Raw genomic sequence first — 24,468 nt, 5'->3', positions numbered from 1 at the left:
TTACCCTGGATGGGTGAGCGGTGACGACGTGCCTTTCGGAGTAGTGGACGGCTTGAAGACGTACGAAGTGCGCACCTACGGGTGCCAGATGAACGTCCATGACTCCGAGAGGCTCTCCGGCCTCCTGGAGGGGGCCGGATATGTGAAGGCCCCCGAGGGTTCGGACGGCGACGCGGACGTCGTCGTCTTCAACACATGCGCGGTTCGGGAGAACGCGGACAACCGCCTGTACGGCAACCTCGGCCGCCTCGCCCCGATGAAGACCAAGCGGCCCGGGATGCAGATCGCCGTCGGCGGCTGCCTCGCCCAGAAGGACCGCGACACCATCGTGAAGAAGGCCCCCTGGGTCGACGTGGTCTTCGGCACGCACAACATCGGCAAGCTCCCCGTCCTCCTGGAGCGCGCCCGCGTCCAGGAAGAGGCGCAGGTCGAGATCGCCGAGTCCTTGGAGGCGTTCCCCTCCACGCTGCCGACCCGCCGCGAGAGCGCGTACGCGGCCTGGGTGTCGATCTCCGTGGGCTGCAACAACACCTGCACGTTCTGCATCGTCCCGGCCCTGCGCGGCAAGGAGAAGGACCGCAGGACCGGCGACATCCTCGCCGAGATCGAGGCCCTCGTCGGCGAGGGCGTCTCCGAGATCACCCTCCTCGGCCAGAACGTGAACGCGTACGGGAGCGACATCGGCGACCGCGAGGCGTTCAGCAAGCTGCTGCGCGCCTGCGGCGACATCGAGGGCCTGGAGCGCGTCCGCTTCACGTCTCCCCACCCCCGCGACTTCACGGACGACGTGATCGCCGCCATGGCCGAGACGCCGAACGTGATGCCGCAGCTGCACATGCCGCTGCAGTCCGGCTCGGACCCGGTCCTGAAGGCGATGCGCCGCTCCTACCGCCAGGAGCGCTACCTGGGGATCATCGAGAAGGTCCGCGCCGCCATCCCGCACGCGGCCATCACGACCGACATCATCGTGGGCTTCCCCGGCGAGACCGAGGAGGACTTCGAGCAGACCATGCACGTGGTCCGCGAGGCCCGCTTCTCCCAGGCGTTCACCTTCCAGTACTCCAAGCGCCCCGGGACGCCCGCGGCCACCATGGAGAACCAGATCCCCAAGGAAGTCGTCCAGCAGCGCTACGAGCGCCTGGTCGCCCTCCAGGAGGAGATCTCCTGGGAGGAGAACAAGAAGCAGGTCGGCCGCACCCTGGAGCTGATGGTCGCCGAGGGCGAGGGCCGCAAGGACGGCGCCACGCACCGCCTCTCCGGCCGCGCCCCCGACAACCGCCTGGTCCACTTCACCAAGCCGGACCAGGAGGTCCGCCCCGGCGACGTGGTCACGGTCGAGATCACATACGCCGCCCCGCACCACCTCCTCGCCGAGGGCGCCGTCCAGGACGTGCGCCGCACGCGCGCGGGCGACGCCTGGGAAAAGCGCAACAAGGAGGAGGCCGCCAAGCCCGCGGGCGTGCTGCTCGGCCTCCCGAAGATCGGCGTCCCCGAGCCGCTCCCGACGGCCGGCACGGGCTGCGGCTGCGACTGATCCCCCGGAAGAGGGCCCCAGGTTCCCTGAGGAGGGTCCCAGGGCCCGATCCGCCGGACACGACCTACCCGCACAGCACCCCGCACGCGGGGTTACGCTGCCGATCATGCTTGTCGCCGCCGCCGTAGCCCCCTGCCCGCCCCTGCTCGTGCCCGAGGTCGCCGCGGGCGCCGCACCCGAGCTGGACGCCGCGCGCGCGGCCTGCTCGGACGCCATCGCGGTGCTCGCCGCGGCCCGGCCGGACCGCCTCGTCGTGGTCGGCCCCGCCGAGCAGAGCGGGCGCGGTCCGCATCAGCAGGGAGCCCGTGGTTCGTTCCGGGGCTTCGGGGTGGACCTCGACGTACGCCTGGGACAGACCGGCCCCGACACCGCCACCGCCCCTGAGCGCGACCTGCCGCCCTCCCTCTCCGTCGCCGCCTGGCTGCTCGCGCGCGCGGGCTGGGCGGCGGCCCCGGTGGAGGGCCTCGGCGTGGGGGAGCCGCTGGAGCCGCAGCGGTGCCTGGAGGTCGGCGGTGAACTCGCCGCGCGCGCGGACCGGGTGGCGCTCCTGGCGATGGGCGACGCCAGCGTGTGCCGCACCCTCAAGGCGCCGGGTTACTTCGACGAGCGGGCGGCGGGCTTCGACGCGGAGGCCGCGCGGGCCATCGGGTCGGCCGACATCGCGGCCCTCAAGGCACTGGACGCCGAGCTCGCGTACGAGCTGAAGGCGGCGGGCCGGGCGCCCTGGCAGGTCCTCGCGGGCGCGGCCGAGCAGGCGTCGCTGCGCGGCGAGCTGCTGTACGAGGACGCCCCGTACGGCGTGGGCTATCTGGTGGCGGCCTGGTCCTAGCGGCCGCGAGGTCTCGAGAACGGCGCGCACGGCGACGGCCGCGGAGCTGGTGGCGCTCCGCAGCCGTCCGCCGCGTGCTGTCCGGGAAGCGGCTCAGGGAGCCGAGGGCGACGACGGCGGCGTCGGAGGGGCGGTGTCGCCGCCCGCGGCCTTGCCGGTCGCGCCGCCGTCCGTCCCGGCGAGCCGGTCCACGGCGTCCTTGGCCTTGTCCGTGCCCGTCTGGATCTTGTCGCTGTACTTGCCCTTGGTCTTCTCGTCGACCATCTTGGCGGCCTTGTCGAGACCCTGGTCGATCTTGTCCCCGTGCTGTTGCGCGAGGTCGGAGACCTTGTCCTTGGCCGGGGCAAGCTTTTCCTTCAACTGCTGCAGGAAGCCCATGAGTTCACCTTCCCTCGCCGGGGAGCTACTTGCGGGCGCCCTCGCCGGCCTCGTTGTCGGCCGCCTCCTCGGCGGACTGCTGCTTGGGGATCTCCACGCCCTCGGCGGCAGCTGCTTCGGCGGTGTCGGCCGACTCCTTCGACTCGTCCTCGGGGTCCTCGGAGGTCTCGGCGGTCGCGCCCTCCGTCTCGGCCTTCTCCGTCGTGGCCTCGGACTCCGTCTCCGCCTCGGCCTTCGCATCCGTCCCGGCGGCGGCCTCGGAAGACTCCTCGGCCGTCTCGGGCTCGGCTGTGAGGGTGGCGGCATCCGCCTCGGTGGTTGACGCCTCCTCCGCGCCCTTTGCCTTCCGGCGGAACCGACTAAAAACGCCCATATCTACTCCATACGTTACTCGTGTGGGCGAAATCCCGCGCCGCCCGGTGCGTCCCATTGCGTCGCCCGGGTCACCGGTCCTCGAAACCGGCGGCCGGAACCTCGCAACAGGCAACGACCCCGGACCCGTCGCGTCACGTAGCTCATTCGGGAAGCAGCCCCAGGGTTTGCGAGACTGGGGCGGTGAGTAGCGCAGCTCCCGCCCCGCGGGTCATCGCCGTCGTCGGTCCGACCGCGGCCGGAAAGTCCGATCTGGGCGTCTTCCTCGCCCAGAAACTCGGCGGCGAAGTCGTCAACGCCGACTCCATGCAGCTGTACCGGGGGATGGACATCGGCACCGCCAAGCTGACGCTCGCGGAGCGCGACGGCGTCCCGCACCACCTCCTCGACATCTGGGACGTCACGGAGGCGGCGAGCGTCGCCGAGTACCAGAAGCTCGCCCGCGCCGAGATCGACCGTCTCCTTGCCGACGGCCGCTGGCCGATCCTCGTCGGCGGCTCCGGCCTGTACGTACGAGGAGCCGTCGACCAGCTGGAGTTCCCCGGCACCGACCCCGCCGTCCGCGCCCGCCTGGAGGAGGAGCTCGCAGAGCACGGCCCCGGCGCCCTGCACGCCCGGCTCGCCGCCGCCGACCCGCAGGCCGCCCGGGCGATCCTGCCGAGCAACGGCCGCCGCATCGTGCGCGCCCTCGAAGTCATCGAGATCACCGGCAAGCCCTTCACGGCCAACCTCCCCGGCCACGAGTCCGTCTACGACACCGTCCAGATCGGCGTCGACGTGGCCCGCCCCGAGCTCGACGAACGCATCGCCACGCGCGTGGACCGCATGTGGGAGGCCGGGCTCGTCCCCGAAGTGCGCGACCTGGAGGGCCGGGGCCTGCGCGAGGGGCGCACCGCGTCCCGGGCCCTCGGCTATCAGCAGGTCCTCGCGGCCCTCGCGGGCGAGTGCACCGAGGACGAGGCGCGGGCCGAGACCGTGCGGGCCACCAAGCGGTTCGCGCGCCGCCAGGACACCTGGTTCCGGCGGGACCCGAGGGTGCACTGGCTGAGCGGCGCCGCCGCCGACCGGGAGGAACTCCCGGCACGGGCACTGGCGTTGGTCGAACGAGCGGTCACAGCCTGATCACGTGATGGCATCGGGACGCTCCGGCGGTCATCCCGGCCCCCGGGGCCGTGCCATCATCGACCATCGATCGACCAGTGGAGTCCGGAGTGGGAGGGCGCGTGGCGATGGAGGCCGGCCCTCGAGACACCGCACATGACGGCGAGCTGAGCCCGGACGGACCCGGGCACAGGCTGACGCCGGACGTCTCCCTGGACGGGCTGAGCGCGGACGGTCCCGGCGGCGAACTGAGCCCCGACGGCCCCGAGCAGACGCCGGACGGCGTGAGCGGCGTGACCGACGACGGGCCTGGCGCGGGCGAGATGGCCGGCCCCGAGGTCGAGGTCGAACTGCGCCCGCAGCGTCGGCTGCGTATCTGGCAGCTCGCCCCCATCGTGATCCTCGCCGCGATCGGCTCCCTGATGTTCGCGTTCCCGCTCGCCTTCGAGTTCGGCGACGGCGGGGCCGTGGTCGCGATGCTCGGGCTGCTGCTCAGCTCGTGTGCCGCGGGCTGGGGCATGATGGCCGCGCGCCGCGTCGGGCACACCTGGCCGGGCCTTCCCGAGCGCGGTTCGGGGCGCCGTCCGGACTGGCGGATCGTCTCCGCGTACGCCCTGGTGGTCGCGGCCGCCGCCGTCCTCGCGGTCTGGCGGGTGGCCCGGCTCCGCTGAGCTCGCAGCCGCGGCGGGCACCGCCCCGAGGGAGTGTCCGAGCCACCCCGTACGATCGAGGAATGAGCACGCGGATCGCCTTCCTCAAGGGGCACGGGACGGAGAACGACTTCGTGATCGTCCCCGACCCCGACAACGCCATCGAGCTGCCCCCGGCCACCGTCGCCGCCCTGTGCGACCGCCGTGCGGGCATCGGCGGCGACGGCCTGCTGCACGTCGTGCGCTCCGCCGCCCACCCCGAGGCCCGCCATCTGGCCGCCGAGGCCGAGTGGTTCATGGACTATCGGAACGGGGACGGGTCGGTCGCCGAGATGTGCGGCAACGGAGTCCGCGTCTTCGCCCGCTATCTCCAGCGCGCGGGCTACGCGACCGAGGGCGGGCTCGCCGTCGCCACCCGCGGCGGCGTGAAGACCGTGCACATCGCCAAGGCCGCGGCCGACGGCACCCCCGGACACATCACCGTCGGCATGGGCAAGGCCCTGCTCCCCGGCGGGGACGTCACGGTGTCCGTGGCCGACCGGCAGTGGCCCGCGCTCAACGTGAACATGGGCAACCCGCACGCGGTCGCCTTCGTGGCCGACCTGGCCGAGGCGGGGAACCTGTACGAGCCCCCGCCGTTCAGCCCCGCCACGGCCTACCCGGACGGGGTGAACGTGGAGTTCGTCGTCGACCGCGGCCCCCGCCACGTCGCCCTGCGCGTGCACGAGCGCGGCGCGGGCGAGACCCGCTCCTGCGGCACGGGCGCGTGCGCCGTCGCCGTGGCCGCCGCCCGCAGGGACGGCGCGGATCCCACCGTGACCGGCACCCCGGTGACGTACACGGTGGACCTGCCCGGCGGACGGCTCGAGATCACCGAGCGGCCGGACGGCGAGATCGAGATGACGGGTCCCGCGGTGATCGTCGCCGAGGGCGAGTTCGTCCCGGAATGGCTCGAAACGGCAATGCGATGAACCTTCGCTCGAATGGGTGATCCGTTTCACGCTGGGCGAGAGGCGGTCAGCACCGCGTGATGGGCTCGGTAGCATCAAGCACCGGCCCGGACGGAGCATGGCTGCACGGTCATCGTCCCCTCACCGCCGGTCGGAGCAGCCGGAGGTGCCCATGAGTGCAGAGGCCACAAACCCTGCGACGCCTGGCCCCGTGACGCCCGGGGCCCAGCGCAGGCGCGGCCGCCCCCGGCTCGACCTGCGCCGTCTCGGCCGTGCGGCGCTGCTGGGCCCGGCCGCCCGGGACCGGCTCCCGGACGCGATCGGCCATGTGGCGGAAGCCCATCGCGCGTACTACCCCGACGCCGACCTGGAGCCGCTGCGCCGTGCGTACGTCCTGGCCGAGTCCTCGCACCGCGGCCAGATGCGCAAGAGCGGCGAGCCGTACATCACGCACCCCCTCGCGGTGACGCTGATCCTCGCCCAGCTCGGCGCGGAGATCACCACGCTGACCGCGTCCCTGCTCCACGACACCGTCGAGGACACGGACGTGACCCTCGACCAGGTGCGCGCGGAGTTCGGCGACGACGTCTGCTATCTGGTCGACGGCGTCACCAAGCTGGAGAAGGTCGACTACGGAGCGGCGGCCGAGCCGGAGACGTTCCGCAAGATGCTGGTCGCCACCGGCAACGACGTGCGCGTGATGTCGATCAAGCTCGCCGACCGGCTGCACAACATGCGCACCCTCGGCGTCATGCGCCCCGAGAAACAGGCCCGGATCGCCAAGGTGACCCGGGACGTGCTCATCCCGCTCGCCGAGCGGCTCGGCGTGCAGGCGCTCAAGACCGAGCTGGAGGACCTCGTCTTCGCGATCCTCCACCCGGAGGAGTGTGCCCAGGTCAAGGCCCTGATCGCGGCCAACTCGGCCTGTCCGGGGGACCGTCTCGAAGAGGTCGCCGACGCGGTACGGGCAGTGCTGCGGGACGCGGGCATCCAGGCCGAGGTCCTCATCCGGCCCCGGCACTTCGTCTCCGTGCACCGGGTGCACCGCAAGCGCGGCGAGCTGCGGGGCACGGACTTCGGGCGGCTGCTCGTCCTGGTCGGCGAGGACGCGGACTGCTACGGGGTGCTCGGCGAGCTGCACACGTGCTTCACGCCGGTTGTCTCGGAGTTCAAGGACTTCATCGCGGTCCCCAAGTTCAACCTCTACCAGTCGCTGCACACCGCCGTGGCGGGGGCCGACGGCGAGGTCGCCGAAGTCCTCATCCGCACGCACCAGATGCACCGGGTCGCGGAGGCGGGCGTGGTCACGCTGCGCAATCCGTATGCGCCCGTCTCGGACGAGCCGGTCGACGGCGAGCGCGCCGACCCCACCCGCCCCGGCTGGCTCTCCCGCCTCCTGGACTGGCAGCAGGCCGCACCCGACCCCGACACCTTCTGGTCCACGCTGCGCGAGGACCTCGCCCAGGACCGCGAGATCGCCGTCTTCCGGCAGGACGGCGGCACGCTCGGGCTGCCCGCCGGAGCCAGCTGCGTCGACGCCGCCTACGCGCAGTACGGGGAGGACGCCCACGCCTGCATCGGCGCCCGCGTCAACGGCCGCCTGGCGACGCTCAGTACGGTCCTGCGGGACGGCGACAGCGTGGAGCTGCTCATGGGGCAGGACCCGGCCTCGGGGCCCTCCAGGGAGTGGCTGGAGCACGCGCGCACCCCCGCCGCCCGCATCGCCATCCGGCGCTGGCTCACCGCCCACCCCGACCCGGCCACGCCCGCCGCGCCGCCGTCCGGGCGCCGCGCCCAGGTCCCGGCTGCCGCCACCCGCCCCCAGGACGACTCCGCGCCGGAGCGCCCCGCCCCCGCGAGCGCCGTGGTGGTCGACCGGGAGGGCGCCACCGTCCGGCTCGCGGGCTGCTGCACCCCGGTGGCACCGGACGACATCACGGCCTTCTCGGTGCGCGGCGGCGTCGTGACCGTGCATCGCGTGGAGTGCCCCGCCGTGGAGCGCATGAAGGCGGTCGGGCGCGCGGAGGTCGGTGTGCGCTGGGGGGACTCCGCGGAGTGCCGGGTCACGCTGATTGCCGAATCGTTCGGCCGGGCCCACCTCCTTGCGGACCTCACGGAGGCCATCGCCCTGGAGGGCGTCGCCATCATCTCCGCGACCGTCGAGCCGCCCACGCAGCAGCGCGTCCGCCACACGTACACCCTCCAACTCCCGGACGCCGGGCACCTTCCGGGCCTGATGCGGGCCATGCGCAAGGTCCCCGGGGTGTACGACGTGAGCCGCGCCCAGCATCCGGCGGCGGCCACTTCGTAGGGGGCGTTCCGGGCCGGTGTGCCTCTTCGTAGTCGCACGCCAGACTCGTTCGAGTGGCATGGCGCGCGGCACCCCGGGTGCGGAAGGTGCGCGCTGATAGCGGTAGTTCATGCTGCTCACGCCTCGCACCACCCCGCAGACCAAGGCCCCGCGGCGGACGGCCCGCATCGCCACCGCCCTGCTCGCCGCCTCCGCGTCCCTGCTCGCCGCGAGCGCGCCCTCCCCGGCCACCCCGCTCGGCATCGGCGACCCGCTCTTCCCGCACCTCGGCAACCCCGGGTACGACGTGACGTCGTACGACATCTCGTTCACCTACCACGGGTCGAACACCAAGCCGCTCGACGCCGTGACCGTGATCGACGCCCGGGCGACGGCCCCCATGGAGCGCGTGAACCTCGACTTCGCGCACGGGAAGGTCCGCTCCGTGCGGGTCAACGGGACCGCCGCCCGCTTCGACACCACGGGCCAGGACCTCGTCGTCACCCCGGTCAGGCCGGTGGCCCGGGGCGACCGGATGCGGATCACCGTCCACCACACCAGCGACCCGGTGCCCGCGAAGGACGCGGAGGGCGGCTGGGTGCAGACCGGCGACGGGCTCGCCATGGCCAACCAGGCCGACGCCGCACACCGGGTCTTCCCCTGCAACGACCACCCGTCGGACAAGGCCGCCTACACCTTCCGCGTCACCGCGCCCCGGGACGTCACGGTCGCCGCGAACGGGCTGCCCGCGGCGAAGCCGGTCACCAGGAGCGGCGGGGGAGCGACCACCTGGACGTTCCGCACCCGGCACCCCATGGCGACCGAGCTGGCGCAGGTCTCCATCGGGCGGTCCGAGGTGGTCCACCGGACGGGGCCGCACGGGCTGCCCATGCGCGATGTGGTGCCCGCCAAGGACCGTCGCTCCATGGAGCGTTGGCTCAAGAAGACGCCGGGGCAGATCGGCTGGATGGAGGGGAAGGTCGGGCGCTATCCCTTCGAGACGTACGGGGTGCTGATCGCCGAGGCGCAGACCGGCTTCGAGCTGGAGACCCAGACGCTCTCCCTCTTCGAGAAGCAGCTCTTCACGGCGAACGAGTATCCGGAGTGGTACGTCGACTCGATCATGGTGCACGAGCTGGCGCACCAGTGGTTCGGCGACAGCGTGAGCCCGCGCGCGTGGTCCGACCTGTGGCTCAACGAAGGGCACGCCACCTGGTACGAGGCGCTGTACGCGCAGGAGAAGGCGCAGCAGTCGCTTCAGACGCGGATGAAGGACGCCTACCGGCAGTCCGACCGCTGGCGGGCGGCCGGCGGACCGCCCGCCGCTCCGAAGGCCCCCGACACGGGCCAGAAGATCAGCATCTTCCGACCCGTCGTCTACGACGGCAGCGCGCTGGTCCTCTACGCCCTGCGCCAGGAGATCGGGCAGCGCGCCTTCGACCGCCTGGAGCGGGAATGGGTGCGCACGCACCGTGACGGGACCGCGACGAGCGCGGACTTCCAGCGCATGGCCTCGCGCATCGCCGGGCGTGACCTCGGCGCGTTCTTCCAGGGCTGGCTGTACGGGGCGAAGACGCCGCCGATGCCGGGGCACCCGGACTGGAGCACCGCCGAGCCCGGCCACTAGGACAGGCCCTGGGGCGCGCGGCCCGGGAAATAACCCGGGTGACGAGACGGGCCGTCCCGTGCAACCATCGTCAGGTCGGCTGCGCGGGCGGCCCGGGGAATCTCCGGGCGGCGCCGGACGTTGACGACTGTGACGGATTCCCCTTGGACGTAAGGACCCAATGACCTCCTCTTCTTCCCCTTCCCAGGACGCACAGAGCTTCGCGCAGAACTACCCCGAAGGTCTTCGGGCCGATGCCCTGATGGAAGAGGACGTCGCCTGGAGCCACGAGATCGACGGAGAGCGGGACGGCGAGCAGTTCGACCGCTCCGAGCGCGCGGCTCTGCGCCGCGTCGCCGGCCTCTCCACCGAGCTCGAGGACGTCACCGAAGTCGAGTACCGCCAGCTCCGCCTGGAGCGCGTGGTCCTCGTCGGCGTATGGACCTCGGGCACCGTCCAGGACGCGGAGAACTCGCTCGCCGAGCTGGCGGCCCTCGCGGAGACCGCGGGCGCCCTCGTGCTCGACGGTGTCGTCCAGCGCCGCGACAAGCCCGACCCGGCCACGTACATCGGCTCCGGCAAGGCCCTGGAGCTGCGCGACATCGTGCTCGAGACCGGTGCCGACACCGTCGTCTGTGACGGTGAGCTCAGCCCCGGCCAGCTGATCCACCTCGAGGACGTCGTCAAGGTCAAGGTGGTCGACCGCACCGCCCTGATCCTCGACATCTTCGCCCAGCACGCCAAGTCCCGTGAGGGCAAGGCGCAGGTGGCCCTCGCGCAGATGCAGTACATGCTGCCGAGGCTCCGTGGCTGGGGTCAGTCGCTCTCCCGTCAGATGGGTGGCGGCGGCGGTGGCGGCATGGCCACCCGCGGTCCCGGTGAGACCAAGATCGAGACGGACCGGCGGCGGATCCGCGAGAAGATGGCGAAGATGCGCCGGGAGATCGCGGAGATGAAGACCGGCCGCGACATCAAGCGCCAGGAGCGCCGCCGCAACAAGGTCCCCTCGGTCGCCATCGCCGGCTATACGAACGCGGGCAAGTCCTCGCTGCTCAACCGCCTCACGGGCGCGGGCGTCCTGGTGGAGAACGCACTGTTCGCCACCCTCGACCCGACCGTCCGCCGGGCCGAGACACCGAGCGGCCGCCTGTACACCCTGGCCGACACCGTCGGGTTCGTCCGGCATCTGCCGCACCACCTCGTCGAGGCGTTCCGCTCCACGATGGAGGAGGTCGGCGACTCGGACCTGATCCTGCACGTGGTCGACGGCTCGCACCCCGTACCGGAGGAGCAGCTGGCCGCCGTGCGCGAGGTCATCCGTGACGTCGGCGCGACGGACGTCCCGGAGATCGTGGTGGTGAACAAGGCGGACGCGGCCGACCCGCTGGTCCTCCAGCGCCTGCTGCGCAATGAGCGGCACGCGATCGCCGTCTCGGCCCGCACGGGCGCCGGTATCGACGAGCTGCTCGCGCTCATCGACGCCGAACTGCCGCGCCCCGAGGTCGAGATCGAGGCCCTCGTGCCGTACACCCACGGCCAGCTCGTCTCGCGCGCCCACGCCGAGGGCGAGGTGCTCTCCGAGGAGCACACCGCCGAGGGCACGCTGCTCAAGGCCCGGGTGCACGAGGAGCTCGCGGCGGAGCTCGCTCCGTATGTGCCGGTCGCGCGCTGAGCACGTGAGCACCGAGTAGCCGAGCACGTGAGCACGTGAGCACGTGAGTAACTGAGTGTCTGAGCAAGCACGGTGAAGGCCCGCCCCCTGGAAGTAGGGGGCGGGCCTTCACCGTTCAATCAAGCACCGAGCGGTCACTGACCGCCGTACTTCTTGGACATGAAGTCGAAGACCTGCTGGGCGCCCGAGCCCAGCTGCGGTCCGGCGAGCCAGGTGTTGTCGGCCGGGCCGATCGACGTGTTCGAGACCAGCTTGGTCTTGCCGTCCACCACGCGGAACCAGCCGCCACCGGAGGAGCCGCCGGTCATGGTGCAGCCGATGCGGTACATCGACGGCAGCGACGGGGCCAGCGAGAGGCGGCCCGGGCGGTCGATGCACTTGTACATCAGCGCGCCGTTGTACGGGTCGGCCTGCGGGTAGCCCCAGGCGCCCATCGAGCCGACGCTCTTCGTCGCGGGGGCGGAGAAGTCGACGGGCAGCGCGGCGCCGACCGTCTCCTCAAGGGACTTGCCGCCCTGCTGCTCCGGCTGCACGTGCATCACGGCGTAGTCGTACGGGGCGCCCTCGCCGCCGGTCGGGCCGCCGCCGTTGATCCACTCGTTCGAGGTGGAGACCCAGTTGGCCCAGAACTGGCCGTAGGGGGCGACTTCCTGCGGCGACGCGCTCTGCAGCGCCTCGGGCGACTTGCCGAGGTCGTTGTACGCGGGCACGAAGGTGATGTTGCGGTACCAGCCGCCGGTCTTGCCCTCGTGCACGCAGTGGCCCGCGGTCCACACGAGGTTGGACTTGCCCGGGTGGCGGGGGTCCTTCACGACCGTGCCGGAGCAGACCATGGAGCCCTTGGGGGAGTCGAAGAAGATCTTCCCGACCGGGGCGGCGTTCTTGTGGTACGGGGTCTTCTCGGCCTTGGCCTGGACCGGCTGCGGCTCGGGGTCGGTGGCGTCCTGGTCGCTGGGCGCGTCCTTGGCGGCGAGCGTCTTGTTCGGGTCCTTGGCGTCAGCCATGCGCTTCGGCTTCCACAGGTCCTTGATGACCGGGTTCACGAAGTCCTTGGCCTCGCGCATCCACTTGTCCTTCGAGAAGTCCTTCCACCCCCCGTCGGCCCACTTGTCCACGTCGATGCCGTGCTCCTTGAGCTTGTCGGCGATGTCGGTGGGCAGCTTGACGTCGGAGCCGGAGTCGGAACCCTTGTCCGCGCCCTGCGACGACGAGGAGTCCGCCTTGTCGCTCGAGCTGTCGTCGCTCGGACCACAGGCGGTGGCGGTGAGCGCCAGGGCGGCGGCGAGGCCGGTGGCGGCGAGTGCGGCACGTCGGCCGCGCCCGCGCGCGAAAGGCGCACGAATGGAACGCATGGTGCTGATACCCCCGAAGGAACGTGTATTTGCCATGTTCGTGTCAGGCGCTGGTGCAGACCTTTGCAGGTCATCCGGCGCAACACCCCACTATGCCTGTGAGGTTGAGGAGGAACGACGGCGGGGTCGTGAAGGTATCCGGTGCCCCGCCGCCGTACCCGAGTCGCTTGCAGTCCGGCTCGCCTACTGACCGGCGAACTTCTTGCTCACCGCGCCGTAGATGCCCTTGGCTTCCTTGCCCAGGTGCGGCCCCGCGAGCCAGCCCGCGGTGACCGGGCCGATCGAGGTGTTGGACACGAGGGCCGGCTTGCCGTCGGCGCCCGCCGCGACCCAGCCGCCACCGGACGAACCGCCGGTCATCGTGCAGCCGATGCGGTACATCGTCGGGTCGTTCTTGGCGAGCGAGAGGCGGCCCGGCTTGTCCGGGCACTGGTAGAGCGCCTCGCCCTTGAAGGGGGGCGCGGCCGGGTAGCCGGTCGCCGTCATCTTCTTGATCTTCGGCACGGCCGGGGCGTTGAAGTCCACCGGGAGCGCCGAACCGACCGTCTCCTCGAGGGACTTGCCGTTGCCGCCCTTCTCGGGGGTCACGTGCAGGACCGCGAAGTCGTACGGGGCCGCCTTGCCGCCCGTCGGGCCGCCGGTCTCGATCCACTGGTTCGAGGTCTGCGCCCAGTCGCTCCACCAGACGCCGTGCGGGGCGACCTCTTCCTTGGGCGCGCCCTGGAGTTCCTCGACCGGCTTGCCCTGGTTGTTGTACGAGGGCACGAAGACGATGTTGCGGTACCAGCCGCCGTCGGCGCCGGCGTGCACGCAGTGGCCCGCGGTCCAGACGAGGTTGGACTTGCCGGGGTGCGCCGGGTCCTTGACCACCGTGGCGGAGCAGACCATCGAGCCCTTGTCGCTGTCGAAGAACAGCTTGCCCGCCTCGGGGGCGCTCGCGTCGTACGGGGCCTTCACCGGCTGGGCCTTGACCGGCTGCGGGGTCGGGTCGGTGACGCCCTGGTCACCGGAGATGTCGTTCTCGTCGACGCCGCGGTCGGTGTCGGGGTTCTTCTTGTCGGCGTCCCGCATGCGGTCCGCGTCCCACAGGCCGTCGATGATCGGGTTGACGAAGTCGCCGGCCTCGCGCAGCCAGTCCTTCTTGTCCCAGTTCTTCCAGGCGCCGTCCTTCCACTTGTCCAGGTCGATGCCGTGCTCCTTGAGCCGGTCCTGGATCTCCTGGGGAATCTCGATCTTGTCGTTGCCGCCGGTCGTCTTGCTCGCCGAGGCCGACGGCTTGTCGTCCGCGTTGTCGTCGCCGGGGCCGCAGGCCGTCGCGGTCAGGACGAGCGCCGCGCCGATGCCGACCGCCGCCGCCACGGGGGAGGTTCTGCGGCGCGCGCTCGCTCCTCGGCGAGCGGCGGAGAGCGGGCGTATGGGTCGCATGGTGAGAATCCCCCTGGGCCTCGACGATGGTTCCTCGGCTCCGGACAACCGGGCCTGAGCGGTGTGCCTGCACAGTGCCGCACACCCCGTTCCTGGTGAACGGCACCCCACACTATGCCGGTGCCGTAGGGGACGGCCGACGGAACGGCAACGGTTCCGTCACACGAGGATCTTCCCCGGGGTCAAGGAACTTCGGTTTGCCCGTGATCCTCCGGAGTCGGCGTCGTTGGTACGTACGGGGGACTCGCGGTGTGCGTTCATCCCTCGGTCAAGTCAGCCACAGAATCGCCCATATATGGCCATTCGGCGTCATATGCGGTGAGAGCGCGCCCAGTTCGAGCGGGAGGACCCATAGTCGTGGCCGTGACGGAGCCTGCGTCCGCGGTGGTCGCCGCGGCACATGAGGGAATTCTGCGGCGCCAGTCGGCGCGCGAGTCGGCGGCGCGCACCTATGCGCGGGCCCTGCCGATCGTGCCCGTGCGGGCCCGCGGACTGACGATCGAGGGCGCCGACGGGCGGCGCTATCTCGACTGCCTCTCCGGCGCGGGGACCCTGGCCCTCGGCCACAACCACCCCGTGGTCCTCGAGGCCATCAGACGCGTCCTCGACTCGGGTGCCCCGCTGCACGTCCTCGACCTGGCCACGCCCGTCAAGGACGGCTTCACCACCGAGCTCTTCCGGACCCTGCCGCCCGGCCTCGCGGACCGGGCGCGCATCCAGTTCTGCGGGCCCGCGGGCACCGACGCCGTCGAGGCGGCCCTGAAGCTGGTGCGCACCGCCACCGGGCGCGAGGACCTGCTGGCCTTCACCGGCGCCTACCACGGCATGACCGCGGGGGCGCTCGCGGCGTCCGGGGGCGCGCGGGACGTACGGGTGGCGCGGCTGCCCTTCCCGCAGGACTACCGCTGTCCGTTCGGGGTCGGCGGCGCCCGCGGGGCCGAACTCGCCGCCCGCTGGGCCGAGTCGCTGCTCGACGACGACAAGTCGGGGGTGCCCGCGCCCGCCGGGATGATCCTGGAACCGGTGCAGGGGGAGGGCGGTGTGATCCCCGCCCCCGACGACTGGCTGCGCCGGATGCGGGAGATCACCGCGGCGCGCGGCATCCCGCTCATCGCCGACGAGGTGCAGACGGGCGTCGGCCGCACCGGCACCTTCTGGGCCGTCGAACACAGCGGCGTCGTGCCGGACGTGATGGTGCTCTCCAAGGCGATCGGCGGCAGCCTCCCGCTCGCCGTCGTGGTCTACCGCGACGACTTGGACGTCTGGCCGCCCGGCGCGCACGCGGGCACCTTCCGCGGCAATCAGCTCGCCATGGCCGCGGGTGCTGCCACCCTCGCGTACGTCAGGGAGAACCGTCTCGCGGAGCGCGCGGCCGCCCTTGGGGCCCGCATGATCGCTCAACTGCGCGCCCTGGCGGCCGAGTTCCCGTGTGTGGGGGAGGTGCGGGGGCGCGGGCTGATGATGGGGGTCGAGCTGGTGGATCCCGGAGCGGGTGGAGGTGCGGGTGCGGGGGTGCCGGGGCATGGGGGTGCGCCTGGATCGCGGACTGTGCCCGCGCACGGCGGGATTCCGGCCCAGGGCGGCGGTGCGCTCGCGCGGGGCCGCGATACCGCCCTCGAGACTGCCCCGCCACCGCCACCGCCATCGGCCTCTGCCCCGCCATCGGCCTCTGCCCCGCCATCGGCCTCTGCCCCGTCGCCGCCCGCGCCCGAACTCGCCGTCGCCGTCCAGCGCGAGTGCCTGCGGCGGGGGCTCATCGTCGAACTCGGCGGCCGGGACGCCAGCGTCGTACGCCTCCTGCCGCCCCTCACCATCACCGACGAGCAGGCGGCCGCGATCCTCGACCGCCTCGCCGACGCGCTGGCCGCGGCGGTCCGTTCGCGCCACGAATAGCCCGGGCGGGTGCGTCGTCCCGGCTGGTTCTGCCGCGCCGGGCCGGGCCGGGCCGGATCGCTCGACCGATCCGATCGGTCCGGGCGGTTCGATCGGATTGGCCCACCCGGTCGGTTCCGTTCCGGCCCAGACCTCGCCGGACGACGTCGCATCCGCCCGCCACCCCGTCACTCCCCACGGAGCCCGAACAACCCACCAAGGAAGCTCTCTTGAACCCCAGTCCCGCATCCGACGGCCGCTCCCAACCACACGCGTCAGGCGCGCGCGGCATGCATTCCTCGCTGGTGGCGGAGGCCGGTACGGTCCCCCGGCAGCACACCGGGGGCCGCCGGACCGAGCAGCTGCGCGGAGCCCCCGTCGACCTCCTCGAGCACCCCGACCCGCACACCGCGGCCCAGTCCGCGGCCGTGGAGAACCTGCTGCGCTGCTGGGTGCGCGAGAACGGCCTCGGTGCGCCCGAACACGGCGTCCTTCGCGTCCCGTTGCCCGCCAGCGGGTCCGCGCTCCTCGTGCCCGTGCGGTACTGGTCGGCGACCGGATGGCACCGCTTCGACCTGCCCTACCTGGAGGACGGACCGAGCAGCGCACCGCCCGTCGACGCCGTCACGGTCGCCGCGCTGCTCGGGCGGGAGACGGCTCGGGCCGGGGCTGCGCAGGATGAGTCCGTACGGGAGGAATCCGTACGGGCCGAGTCCGTACGGGATGAGTCCGTACGGGATGACTCTGCACGGGACGGGGACGGGGACGGGGACGGGGGCGGGGGCGTCGGCACGGGGCGTGACGAGACCGGCCAGGGTGAGCCGGGCCACGACGAGCCGGGCCATGACGATCCCGGCCACCGCGAGGCCGGCCGTGGCGACCTCGATGGGGACGAGCCCCCCGCAGGCGCGCCCTTCGATGATGGCGCCGCCCACGACGAGGGCCACCCCGTCGCCGAGCCCCCCGACGGCGGCGACCTCGTCGGCCGGGTCGCCGACTCGGTGCGGCGCACCGCCGTGTTCATCGCCGACCGCCGGGCCAGCCCCGGCGACGAGGAGGACCGGTTCCTCGCCGCCGAACAGTCCCTGCTCCTCGGCCACCCGCTGCACCCCACCCCGAAGAGCCGCGAGGGCCTGTCCGACACCGAAACCCGGCTCTACTCACCGGAGTTGCGCGGCGCCTTCGCCCTGCACTGGCTCGCCGTCGACCCGTCCGTCCTCGCCGCCGACTCGGCCTGGACCGAGCGCGGCCGCACCGTCTCCGCCGACCGGCTCACCGCCCGCCTCGCCGGACCCGGACTCCCGCTCCCGGCCGGGCACGCCGCCCTGCCCCTGCACCCCTGGCAGCTCCGCGAACTCCGGCACCGCCCGCAGACCGCCGCCCTGTTCGACGCCGGACTGCTCCATGACCTCGGCCCGCACGGCGCACCCTGGTACCCCACCTCCTCCGTCCGCACCCTCTACCGCTCCGGCGCGCCCGCGATGCTCAAGCTCTCGCTCGGCCTGCGCATCACCAACTCCCGCCGGGAGAACCTCCGCAAGGAACTCCACCGCGGCGTCGAGGTGCACCGACTGCTGCGCAGCGGCCTCGCCGAGCAGTGGCAGGCGGCCCACCCCGGATTCGACGTGGTCCGCGACCCGGCCTGGCTCGCCGTCACCGCCCCCGACGGCACGCCCGTCCCCGGACTCGACGTGATGATCCGGCACAACCCCTTCGGGCCCGGCGACGACGCCAACTGCGTCGCCGGACTCGTCTCCCCCCGGCCACCGGGGCAGAGCGCGGGGCAGGACCGGCCGTCGATGCGCTCCCGGCTCGGCGAGACGATCACCCGGCTCGCCGGGCGGACCGGGCGCCCGCGCGGAGCCGTCGCCACCGAGTGGTTCCTGCGGTACCTGGAGAGCGTCGTCCGTCCGGTGCTGTGGCTGGACAGCGAGGCGGGGGTCGCCCTGGAGGCGCACCAGCAGAACACCCTGCTCCTGCTCGACCCCGACGGCTGGCCGGTCGGCGGGCGCTACCGCGACAACCAGGGCTACTACTTCCGCGAGTCCCGGCGCGCCGAACTCGACCAGAGGCTGCCCGGCATCGGCCGGCACAGCGACACCTTCGTCTCCGACGAGGTCACCGACGAACGCTTCGCCTACTACCTCGGCATCAACAACGTCTTCGGTCTCATCGGGGCGCTCGGATCCCAACACCTCGCGGACGAACGGCTGTTGCTCGCCGGCTTCCGCCGCTTCCTCCGCGACGTCGCCGCCGGACCCGACCGGCTGCGCTCACCCCTGCCCGCGCTGCTGCTCGACTCACCCGTACTGCGCTGCAAGGCCAACCTGCTCACCCGGCTGCACGGGCTCGACGAACTCGTCGGCCCGGTCGACACCCAGTCCGTCTACGTCACCATCGCCAACCCCCTCCACGCGTGAGCGCCCGCGCGCGCTCCGCGCCCCCACCGGCTCCCGCCGCCCCGCCCCCGACCGTTGACCACCCCTGATCCCCCCTGAGGAACATGTCCCGCTCTCCGTATCCGCACCATGCGCACCACCCGCACGACCCGCCCTCCGTCCCGAGGCCCCTGTCCCACCCTTTCCACCACCGTCCACGCCTCTGACAGGAGCGACCCCGTGCCTCCCACCGACGCGAGCACCGGCGCCGGAACCGAAACCGCCTCCGGCGCCGGAGCACCCCCGGCCACCGCCGACGCCCGCGACGACTCCGAGCCGGGCGGCTCGGACGGCCAGGACACCCTCGACCTGCGCCTGCCCGACGAACTCGTCGCCTTGCTCGCCGCCGAGGCCACGGCCGCACCGCCCCCCTCCGCCGGACCCGCCGCCCGGTCCGCCGGACCCGCCACCCGGGCACGACCCGCCTCTTCCGGCGGCGACCTGCTCGGCGACATCGCCGACTGGGGGCCGGTCACCACCCCGGTGGGCGTCTTCCAGCTCGTCCCCGTACGCGTCGAGCGGGACCTCCCGCTCATCAGCCGGTGGATGAACGACCCGGCCGTGGCGGCCTTCTGGCAGCTCGAAGGCCCCGACACCGTCACCGAGGGCCACCTCCGCGCCCAGCTCGACGGCGACGGACGCAGCGTGCCCTGCCTCGGCGTGCTGGACGGCACGCCGATGAGCTACTGGGAGATCTACCGCGCCGACCTGGACCCGCTGGCCCGCCACTACCCGGCCCGCCCGCACGACACCGGGATCCACCTCCTCATCGGTGGTGTCGCCAACCGCGGCCGTGGCCTCGGCAGTTCACTCCTGCGCGTCGTCGCCGACCTGGCCCTCGACCACCGTCCCGCCTGTGCGCGGGTCATCGCCGAACCCGACCTGCGCAACACTCCCTCCGTCTCCGCCTTTCTGAGCGCCGGCTTCCGCTTCTCCGCCGAAGTGGATCTCCCGGACAAGCGGGCCGCGCTCATGGTCCGCGACCGGGCCCTGCGCGCCGTGCTCCGACCCGGTCACAGTCTGTAACGAAGCTCGATCTGATCCGGTTCCCTCCCTCCCGAGGAGTCCCCGTGCCGCAGCCCCCCGCCACCCCGACTTCCCGAGAGCCGTCCGTGCTCTATGACCCGCCCGAGCTCTCCCAGGACGGCTGGGCGCGCGCCGAACGCCGTCTGCTCGCGAAGATGATCGCGGAGTTCGCGTACGAGGAGATCGTCCAGCCCACCGCCGACGCCCTGGGCGGGTACATCCTGCGTCTCGACGGCGCGGAAGGTGCGGCTCCCACGCTCACCTTCCGTGCCCGCCGTGGCTCGTACGGCAGTTGGTACGTGGACCCGGCCGGCCTCGCCCTCGCCGAGGGCGGCGCACCGCCGCGGCCCTTCGCCGACCCGCTCCGCTTCCTCACGCTCGCCCGCCGCACCCTGGGCCTCGACGGCGCCACGCTCGGCCACCTCATCCGCGAGCTCACCGTCACCCTCGCCGCCGACGCCCGCCTGGACCACGCGGCCCTCTCCGCGGCCCGGCTCGCCGACCTCGACTACGCCGAACTCGAAGGCCGCCAGGTGGGCCACCCCTGGCTCGTCCTCAACAAGGGGCGCCTCGGCTTCTCGGCGAGCGACACCGCGCGCTGGGCGCCGGAGTCGGGCACCGAGGTGGCGCTCCCCTGGATCGCGGTCCACACCGACCTCGCCGACTACCGGGGCGTGGCCGCCCTCGACAGCCCGGACAAGCTCTATGCCCGTGAACTGACGCCCGCCACAAGGGAGTCGTTCGAAGCCATACTCCGCGCGCGGGGCGCCGACCCGCGAAGCTATCTCTACTTGCCGGTGCACCCCTGGCAGTGGGACGAGATCGTGCTGCCGCTCTTCGCCCCCTCCGTGGCCGCCGGGGCCATCGTCCCGCTCCCCACCGACGGCGACACCCGGCTGCCCCAGCAGTCCATCCGCTCCTTCCTGAACACCGCACGACCGGACCGGCACACCGTCAAACTGCCCCTGTCCGTCCTCAACACCCTGGTGTGGCGCGGCCTCCCCACCGAGCGGACCCTCGCCGCCCCCGCCGTCACCGCCTGGATGCACGCACTGCGCGACAGCGACCCCTTCTTGCGCGAATGCGGGGTGATCCTCCTCGGCGAGGTCGCCTCCGTGGCCGTCGAGCACCCCCTGTACGACGGCCTCCCCGAAGTCCCGTACCAGTACAAGGAGTTGCTGGGCGCCATCTGGCGCGAGCCCGTCACCCGCTATCTCGCCCCAGGAGAGCGCGCCCGCACTCTCGCCTCGCTCCAGCACACCGACCCGGACGGCAGGGCCTTCATCGCCGAACTCGTCGAGCGTTCGGGCCTGGAGCCCATGGTCTGGCTGCGCCGCCTGTTCGCCGCCCTGCTGCCCCCGCTGCTGCACTTCCTCTACCAGTACGGCACCGTGTTCTCCCCGCACGGAGAGAACGCCATCGTGGTGTTCGACGACAAGGACGTGCCCGTCCGGCTCGCCGTGAAGGACTTCGTCGACGACGTGAACGTCAGCGCCGAGCCCCTCCCCGAGCACGCCACCATGCCGGACGACGTGCGCACGGTCCTCCTCACCGAGCCGCCCTCCTTCCTCACCCAGTTCATCCACTCCGGGCTCTTCGTGGGCGTCTTCCGCTACCTCGCGCCGCTCTGCGAGGAGCAACTGGGCGTCCGCGAGACCGACTTCTGGTCCGCCGTCCGCGCCGAGATCCTCCGCCACCAGGCGCGCCACCCGCATCTGAAGGACCGGTTCGAGATGTTCGACCTGCTGGTGCCGCGCATCGAGCGGCTCTGCCTGAACCGCAACCGGCTCCACCTCGACGGCTACCGCGACCGCCCCCGACGCCCCCACGCCGCCGTGCACGGCACCGTCCCCAACCCCCTGCACCAGCCGTGATCGCGGGACTGTCAGTGGCGCACCGTAGGGTGGTCCGCCTATGACGAAGCCCTCTCTCCCCGATCTCCTGCACGCCGCCGTCGAGGCCGTCGGCGGCACGGAGCGCCCTGGCCAGGTGTCCATGGCCGAGACCGTCGCCGAGGCGATCGACGATGGTTCGCACCTGCTCGTCCAGGCGGGCACCGGCACGGGCAAGTCCCTCGGCTATCTCGTGCCCGCCCTGGCGCACGGGGAGCGGGTGGTGGTCGCGACGGCCACCCTCGCCCTCCAGCGGCAGCTCGTCGAGCGCGACCTGCCACGGACGGTGGACGCACTGCACCCGCTGCTGCGCCGCCGCCCCCAGTTCGCCATGCTCAAGGGCCGGTCGAACTATCTGTGTCTGCACCGCCTCCATGAGGGCGTGCCGCAGGAAGAGGAGGAGGGCCTCTTCGACCAGTTCGAGGCGGCCGCGCCCACCAGCAAGCTGGGCCAGGACCTGCTGCGCATGCGCGACTGGGCGGACGAGACCGAGACGGGCGACAGGGACGACCTCACCCCGGGCGTCTCCGACCGCGCCTGGGGGCAGGTCTCCGTCTCGTCCCGCGAGTGCCTGGGCGCCTCCAAGTGCGCGTATGGAGCGGAGTGCTTCGCCGAGATGGCCCGCGAGCGCGCCAAGCTCGCCGAGGTCGTCGTCACGAACCACGCGCTGCTCGCCATCGACGCCATCGAGGGCGCCCCGGTCCTCCCGCAGCACGAGGTCCTGATCGTGGACGAGGCCCACGAGCTGGTCTCCCGCGTCACGGGCGTGGCCACCGGCGAGCTCACCCCGGGCCAGGTCAACCGAGCGGTCCGCCGCTCCGCGAAGCTGGTCAACGAGAAGGCGGCCGACCAGCTCCAGACCGCCGCCGAGGGCTTCGAGCGGCTCATGGAGCTGGCCCTGCCGGGCCGCCTCGAAGAGATCCCCGAGGACCTCGGGTACGCCTTGATGGCCCTGCGGGACGCCGCCCGCACGGTGATCTCGGCGATCGGCGCCACCCGCGACAAGTCGGTGCAGGACGAGGACGCGGTCCGCAAGCAGGCCCTCGCCTCGGTGGAGACGATCCACGACGTGGCGGAGCGGATCACGAACGGCTCGGAGTGGGACGTCGTCTGGTACGAGGAATCCCGCGGCGGCTCCGCGTACCGACAGGGCGGGGTCTCCCTGCGCGTCGCCCCCATGTCCGTATCGGGCCTGCTGCGCGAGAAGCTCTTCACGGACCGCTCCGTGGTCCTCACCTCCGCCACCCTCAAGCTGGGCGGCGATTTCAATGGGGTGGGGGCATCCCTGGGCCTCGCCCCCGAGGGCACGCAGGCGGAGGACTCCCCGGCCTGGAAGGGCCTCGACGTCGGCTCCCCCTTCGACTACCGCAAGCAGGGAATCCTGTACGTGGCGCAGCACCTCTCCCGCCCGGGGCGCGAGGGGACACGCGGCGACATGACCGATGAGCTGGCCGAGCTCATCGAGGCCGCGGGCGGTCGCACACTCGGTCTGTTCTCCTCCATGCGTGCCGCCCAGGCCGCGGCGGAGGAGCTGCGGGGCCGCCTCGACATGCCGATCCTGCTCCAGGGCGAGGAGACCCTCGGCGAGCTGATCAAGAGCTTCGCGGCCGACGCGAGGACCTGCCTCTTCGGGACGCTCTCGCTCTGGCAGGGCGTCGATGTGCCGGGCGCCAGCTGCCAGTTGGTGGTCATGGACAAGATCCCGTTCCCGCGCCCCGACGACCCGCTGATGAGCGCACGGCAGAAGGCGGTGGACGAGGCGGGCGGCAATGGCTTCATGGCCGTCGCGGCGACCCACGCCGCGCTGCTGATGGCGCAGGGTGCGGGCCGTCTCGTCCGGGCGTCGGGCGACCGCGGTGTGGTGGCGGTCCTGGACCCCCGCCTGGCGACGGCGCGCTACGGCAGCTATCTCCGCGCCTCCCTGCCCGAGTTCTGGTACACGACGGACCGCAATCAGGTCCGCCGCTCCCTGGCCGCGATCGACGCGGCGGCACAGGCCAAGGAAGGCCACGACGCGGCGGCACAGGCCAAGGAAGGCCAGGCCGAGGAAGGCGCCGAGCAAGGCCAGTCCCAGGAGGCGTAGCAGGCAAAAGTCAGGCCCCGGAACCGGCGCAGTTGGTCCCGGGGCCCGGTCATGGGCGGAAGGCTCACACCCGCCGCAGCACCGCCACCACCTTGCCGAGGATCGTCGCCTCGTCACCGGGGATCGGCTGGTACGCGGCATTGTGAGGCAGCAGCCACACGTGCCCGTCCTCGCGCTTGAACCGCTTGACCGTCGCCTCGCCGTCGAGCATGGCGGCGACGATGTCCCCGTTCTCCGCGACGGGCTGGCGGCGGACCGTGACCCAGTCCCCGTCGCAGATCGCGGCCTCGATCATCGAGTCACCGACGACCTTCAGGACGAAGAGCTCGCCGTCACCGACCAGCTGCCGGGGGAGGGGGAACACATCCTCGACGGACTCCTCGGCGAGGATCGGCCCACCGGCGGCGATGCGGCCGACCAGCGGGACGTACGAAGCGGCCGGCTTGCCCGTCGTGTCCGTGGGCTGCGTGCTGGGCTGGTCCGAGCCGCGCACCTCGTAGGCGCGCGGGCGGTGCGGGTCGCGGCGCAGGAAGCCCTTGCGTTCGAGCGCCATGAGCTGGTGCGCCACGGAGGAGGTGCTGGAGAGGCCGACGGCCTGCCCGATCTCCCGCATCGACGGTGGGTAGCCGCGCCGCTGGACGGAGTCGCGGATGACTTCGATGACCCTCCGCTGGCGGTCCGTGAGTCCCGAGCTGTCGGCGCGGATGCCTGGAGGTCGACCGGGCAGGGAGCGCGTGGGCTTGGGCCCCTCCGGGTTCGTGGCTGCGTCATTCATGGCATGCACCGGCTCGAGTCGGCCCTGGGAACGGTCCTGGGCAGTGATGGTGGCGCTGTCTGCGGTGGTGGTCACGTCGGTCGGCCCCTCTCGAGATGTTCTCCCTAGCTAGCCAACGGTAGTTGCTTTCGAAAGGTTGCGCCAAACACACGTTCGAGTGAAAAATCGCAGATTGCCTGACGTGATCATGTGCCTGGGTGTATGGCTGACGCTCGGACCGAAT

At 72.3% G+C, this 24,468-nt stretch carries 18 protein-coding genes; 13 read left to right on the top strand and 5 right to left on the bottom strand.

The window, feature by feature from the left end; genetic code table 11:
• Positions 1-28 precede the first annotated feature (28 nt).
• On the top strand, positions 29-1,534 hold the full coding sequence (miaB, locus tag ACFWYM_RS20410; protein ID WP_384838851.1) for a tRNA (N6-isopentenyl adenosine(37)-C2)-methylthiotransferase MiaB: 1,506 nt from the start codon (positions 29-31) through the stop codon (positions 1,532-1,534).
• 106 nt (positions 1,535-1,640) lie between these two features.
• Entirely contained in the window at positions 1,641-2,363 is a 723-nt protein-coding gene (locus ACFWYM_RS20405) for a class III extradiol dioxygenase subunit B-like domain-containing protein (RefSeq protein ID WP_384838711.1), read from the top strand.
• 93 nt (positions 2,364-2,456) lie between these two features.
• On the opposite strand, the gene ACFWYM_RS20400 is transcribed toward ACFWYM_RS20405, so the two are convergent.
• Positions 2,457-2,741: an antitoxin gene (locus tag ACFWYM_RS20400; protein ID WP_384838708.1), complete on the bottom strand. Its 285-nt coding sequence runs from the start codon at positions 2,739-2,741 to the stop codon at positions 2,457-2,459.
• 25 nt (positions 2,742-2,766) lie between these two features.
• A complete protein-coding gene (locus tag ACFWYM_RS20395; protein ID WP_384838705.1) occupies positions 2,767-3,114 on the bottom strand; it encodes a hypothetical protein in 348 nt (115 codons plus the stop codon).
• A gap of 182 nt (positions 3,115-3,296) precedes the next feature.
• Between ACFWYM_RS20395 and miaA the strand changes: the two genes are divergently transcribed.
• The 6 genes from miaA to hflX all read left to right on the top strand — a co-directional run bounded on the left by miaA (position 3,297) and on the right by hflX (position 11,382).
• Entirely contained in the window at positions 3,297-4,235 is a 939-nt protein-coding gene (gene miaA, locus ACFWYM_RS20390; protein ID WP_384838702.1) for a tRNA (adenosine(37)-N6)-dimethylallyltransferase MiaA, read from the top strand.
• 107 nt (positions 4,236-4,342) lie between these two features.
• On the top strand, positions 4,343-4,885 hold the full coding sequence (locus ACFWYM_RS20385; protein WP_384838849.1) for a hypothetical protein: 543 nt from the start codon (positions 4,343-4,345) through the stop codon (positions 4,883-4,885).
• A gap of 62 nt (positions 4,886-4,947) precedes the next feature.
• Entirely contained in the window at positions 4,948-5,835 is an 888-nt protein-coding gene (gene dapF / locus ACFWYM_RS20380; RefSeq protein WP_384838699.1) for a diaminopimelate epimerase, read from the top strand.
• Positions 5,836-5,986: 151 nt separating this feature from the next.
• Positions 5,987-8,125 (top strand): RelA/SpoT family protein, encoded by a 2,139-nt coding sequence (locus tag ACFWYM_RS20375; RefSeq protein WP_384838696.1) that lies wholly within the window; start codon positions 5,987-5,989, stop codon positions 8,123-8,125.
• A gap of 109 nt (positions 8,126-8,234) precedes the next feature.
• Positions 8,235-9,731 carry a M1 family metallopeptidase gene (locus tag ACFWYM_RS20370; protein ID WP_384838693.1) on the top strand — a complete coding sequence of 499 codons (1,497 nt, stop codon included), beginning with the start codon at positions 8,235-8,237 and terminating at the stop codon, positions 9,729-9,731.
• Positions 9,732-9,891: 160 nt separating this feature from the next.
• Positions 9,892-11,382, top strand: a complete 1,491-nt coding sequence (gene hflX, locus ACFWYM_RS20365) for a GTPase HflX (RefSeq protein ID WP_384838690.1) — start codon at positions 9,892-9,894, stop codon at positions 11,380-11,382.
• Positions 11,383-11,516: 134 nt separating this feature from the next.
• Here the strand turns inward: hflX and ACFWYM_RS20360 are convergent, their stop codons facing one another.
• Entirely contained in the window at positions 11,517-12,734 is a 1,218-nt protein-coding gene (locus ACFWYM_RS20360; RefSeq protein ID WP_384838688.1) for a trypsin-like serine peptidase, read from the bottom strand.
• A 183-nt stretch (positions 12,735-12,917) separates the two neighbouring features.
• Complete coding sequence (locus ACFWYM_RS20355) at positions 12,918-14,159, bottom strand: trypsin-like serine peptidase (protein WP_384838685.1); 1,242 nt, start codon at positions 14,157-14,159, stop codon at positions 12,918-12,920.
• A 357-nt stretch (positions 14,160-14,516) separates the two neighbouring features.
• Between ACFWYM_RS20355 and ACFWYM_RS20350 the strand changes: the two genes are divergently transcribed.
• The 5 genes from ACFWYM_RS20350 (at position 14,517) to ACFWYM_RS20330 (ending at position 23,470) form a co-directional block, all read left to right on the top strand.
• The gene (locus tag ACFWYM_RS20350) at positions 14,517-16,052 is read left to right on the top strand and encodes a diaminobutyrate--2-oxoglutarate transaminase family protein (RefSeq protein WP_384838682.1); all 1,536 of its coding nucleotides are present in this window, start codon (positions 14,517-14,519) and stop codon (positions 16,050-16,052) included.
• A gap of 269 nt (positions 16,053-16,321) precedes the next feature.
• On the top strand, positions 16,322-18,451 hold the full coding sequence (locus ACFWYM_RS20345) for an IucA/IucC family protein (RefSeq protein WP_384838679.1): 2,130 nt from the start codon (positions 16,322-16,324) through the stop codon (positions 18,449-18,451).
• Positions 18,452-18,649: 198 nt separating this feature from the next.
• Positions 18,650-19,495, top strand: a complete 846-nt coding sequence (locus ACFWYM_RS20340) for a GNAT family N-acetyltransferase (protein ID WP_384838676.1) — start codon at positions 18,650-18,652, stop codon at positions 19,493-19,495.
• Positions 19,496-19,539: 44 nt separating this feature from the next.
• Positions 19,540-21,369, top strand: coding sequence for an IucA/IucC family protein (locus ACFWYM_RS20335; protein ID WP_384838674.1), 1,830 nt, complete (start codon positions 19,540-19,542; stop codon positions 21,367-21,369).
• 40 nt (positions 21,370-21,409) lie between these two features.
• On the top strand, positions 21,410-23,470 hold the full coding sequence (locus tag ACFWYM_RS20330) for an ATP-dependent DNA helicase (RefSeq protein ID WP_384838671.1): 2,061 nt from the start codon (positions 21,410-21,412) through the stop codon (positions 23,468-23,470).
• Positions 23,471-23,534: 64 nt separating this feature from the next.
• Here ACFWYM_RS20330 and lexA read toward each other — a convergent pair whose 3' ends face one another.
• Positions 23,535-24,320 (bottom strand): transcriptional repressor LexA, encoded by a 786-nt coding sequence (lexA, locus tag ACFWYM_RS20325; RefSeq protein ID WP_384838668.1) that lies wholly within the window; start codon positions 24,318-24,320, stop codon positions 23,535-23,537.
• Positions 24,321-24,468: the final 148 nt, after the last annotated feature.

It is taken from the genome of Streptomyces sp. NPDC059009, assembly GCF_042740175.1.
GTDB lineage: Bacteria > Actinomycetota > Actinomycetes > Streptomycetales > Streptomycetaceae > Streptomyces.
This window is presented reverse-complemented; position numbering and strand designations above follow the sequence as displayed.